A 3200-nucleotide genomic window follows, 5' to 3' on the forward strand; every position below is an offset into this window, starting at 1 on the left:
ACAGAAGTTGGACTTTAATATACATAATCATGATTCTGTCAATGCGTAAGTCCTAATTTCATAAATTCAAAATTATTTTGGAAAGTTCTGCTGTGCGACAAAGATGCGATCGCAATTAAGCTAATGAGCATTTCAGTGGTATAAAACTAGGGCTGTACTGCTTTGCAGAACCCGTAGAGTAGCCCTTACTACCAGGGAATCAGTCTGGAAAAATGAATGACGATTAACTTACTTACTAAAAAACACATTCTTCTAGCTGTTGACCGTGCTGGCTGGCATATTAGCCATAATTTAAAAATTCCTGAAGGGTTACATTTAACATTTTTGCCCTCTCATTCACCTGAATTACAACCTGCTGAAAGATTGTGGACTTTGGTTGACGAACCAATTGTCAATCAATCGTTTGGCACCCTAAATGATTTGGAAGAAGTTTTATTTCATCGCTGTCAATATTTACTTTAACAGCAAGATATGATTCAAGGGTTAACGGGTTTTCACTGGTGGATTAAAATCGGAGCTTAATCGTAAGTGATTTACCGAACATGATATAACTGATCTAAAGTTGTGCAATGTTCCCAGGACAATTCGTACTGTTGGATAATGGCTGCAACTTCGTTTTATGTGGTTTGGGCTGTTTCGGCTTTCTTACCCTTTAGTTGGGAGTTCTAAAAAGTATGAGTGAGGGCTAATCCATAACCCATTTCAATACTTTAGGGTCTTTGTTGTAGCGATAGATCAAGCCGTCATTAGTAGTGATAAACTCTCCTTTGCTTGCCTTACTTCTAATAGTGCTAAGGGAATAGGATGTTAGTGCATTCATTTCCTTATGGGAAAGCCCTTCGCCTGTACTGTTCTCTAATTTGGTTTGGAATTTATCTTTAAAAAAACTATCTATTTTGAGTGGAGTATTTCCGGTAGTTTTAGTAGTGCTTGTATTTTGATTTCGATAATCTTGCACGGTCACAAGTTGCCAACTAGAATCTTGTGAAAGTTCTAAAACCCATTGATGATAATCAAATAGACTTTCCCTATGCCCAACACTAATAAACGTTGTTTTCGTCTCTTGTAACTGTTGATATAGACTTCCTTCATTTTTCAAATCCAAAGCACTAGTTGCTTCATCTAATATAGTAAAGCTGGGACGAGTAACTAGCAGTCGTGCAAAGGCAAGGCGTTGTTGTTCCCCCACTGATAATATATTCTCCCAAGGAACTTCTGTATCGAAGCCATCAACTCGACTTAGTAAGTTTTGCAGATTAACTTGTTGTAAAAAGTCTTTGAGTTCTGCATCGGTTATTTGACGATTTGTATTAGGATAAAGCAACTGTTCACGCAAAGTCCCCAAGATTATATAAGGGCGTTGAGGTAAAAATAAAACTTCTTCTAATGGAGGTCGCACCAGACGACCAGTCCCCGCATTCCACAAACCGGCGATCGCTCTCAATAGAGAACTTTTACCTCGACCACTCGGCCCAACAATCAATAAACCTTCTCCTGGTTGAACAGATAGTGATAAATTTTCAACAATTACCTGCTCATAGTTGGGCGTTTGTAAAGTGACACTCTCAAAAGCAAGATGATTTTCTTCTATTGTTTTAATAGTACTGACATTTTCCGGTTGTTTAGTTACTGATTTTAAAGCATCTGAAAACTCAGATAATCTCTCAACATAGCTAGAAAATCTCCCAGAGTTCCCAAATTCATTGATTAAATCTCCTAAAGCATTAGCAAAAAAATAGCAACATATAGACGCTTGGCTAATTTCTCCAAAATCAATTTCACCTTTAATCTGTAAAGGACCAAATACTATATATGGAAATATTTGAATTACAGCCTGATAACCTCTATTAAAAATCTCATTGTTCTTCTCCCAATCAATTTTGCGTTTAGCATTTTTTATCAAATTACTAAATCTGCGGTCAATAATATTTGATTCTTGCTTCTCTCCTCGAAAGAAAGCTACTGATTCAGCATGAGTGCGGAAATGAGTCAAACAATAGGTATAGTCAGCTTTTGCCTCTAGTTCTTCTCGATTAATTTTATTTAATTCTTGGGTCAAGTAAACAGCAATCAAATTGCCTATAACCGTATAAGTAACTAAAATCAGCGCAACAGACTGAGAGATTGACCAAAGAATTATCAAAAAACCTGCCATCTCCAGGATTTTTTCCAGTAGATTAGCTGAAAGACTTAAAGCATTGCTAGCAATGGGTTCGATTTCTTGAGATAAACGTTGATCTGGATTATCAATATTAGATTGAAAGTTAATTTTGTAATAAGCTCGACTGTTTAAATATTTTGATAAAATCTTACTATTTAGCCATTGATACCAATCTAGAGCAATTTTTTTTCTCAGAAGTTTTGAGAACCCTGCCAAGAGGGTTACTAATACCAAAGCTGAACCGAAAAGCACTAAAGTATCAGAAAACTTAGAAGGATTCTTCTCTTCAATTATGATATCTAGTAAATAGCGAGTAATAAAGCTATTAAAAAGATTTGCACTTACAAGTGCAATTATTAATAAGATCAAAAGAAAGAGCATTCCCCATGAGCGAATCACGTCTGAGAATGCCCTGTCTCCTGAGTCGTTTGGATACCAGTAAGGTTGGGCGACCGCTTTTACGTCTTTCCAAAATTGAATAAAACCTGAAAAAGCATTTGTTGAAGGTTGAGCTTGAATAACTTGGGTTGGCATATTTTAGAAATAAATTGACTTTTTTTTAGAATGATATTGAAGACTTTTTTGTGTTGAATAACTAGTAATAATTACTAATATAAATCGCACTTCCTATTAATTTTTCAACTCATGTGACCTAATTGTTGAGTGTGGTTCAAAGCAGTAAGCACTACATTAGAGATAACAGTACTCATACCACCTTTTTCTAACTCGTAAAGACCAGCTGCCGTTATTCCTCCAGGACTCGTGACTTTGTTTCGTAAGACTGCTGGATGTTCATGAGTCTGAAATATTAGTTCTACACTACCAGCGATCGCGTGCAATGTTGGTTCTTGGGCTTGATTAATTTCTTCTAGTGTGTATGAACGACTAATTAGTTTTTCCCAAGCAATGTTTTTTCTAGAATCACTATCATTCGTAACTTCTTGTGCTTGCTCAATACAAGCTTTCAATAGTTACAGCAGAATTCAAGTGAACCACATCTGTCGTAGGGGCGCAAGGTCTTGCGCCCCTACTGCGTGGT

General features: G+C 36.4%; 1 protein-coding gene and 2 pseudogenes. 1 reads left to right on the plus strand and 2 read right to left on the minus strand.

The window, feature by feature from the left end; genetic code table 11:
- Positions 1 to 240: 240 nt before the first annotated feature.
- Positions 241 to 462, plus strand: a pseudogene (locus tag RMZ42_RS18575) (transposase); the annotation flags it as partial.
- A 223-nt stretch (positions 463 to 685) separates the two neighbouring features.
- Here RMZ42_RS18575 and RMZ42_RS18580 read toward each other — a convergent pair.
- Positions 686 to 2695, minus strand: coding sequence for an ABC transporter ATP-binding protein/permease (locus RMZ42_RS18580; protein WP_322672773.1), 2010 nt, complete (start codon positions 2693 to 2695; stop codon positions 686 to 688).
- A gap of 104 nt (positions 2696 to 2799) precedes the next feature.
- Positions 2800 to 3087, minus strand: a pseudogene (locus tag RMZ42_RS18585) (pyrroline-5-carboxylate reductase family protein); the annotation flags it as partial.
- Positions 3088 to 3200: the final 113 nt, after the last annotated feature.

Origin of the sequence: Nostoc sp. DedQUE05 (assembly GCF_034530955.1) — a bacterium.
Classification (GTDB): Bacteria; Cyanobacteriota; Cyanobacteriia; order Cyanobacteriales; family Nostocaceae; genus Nostoc.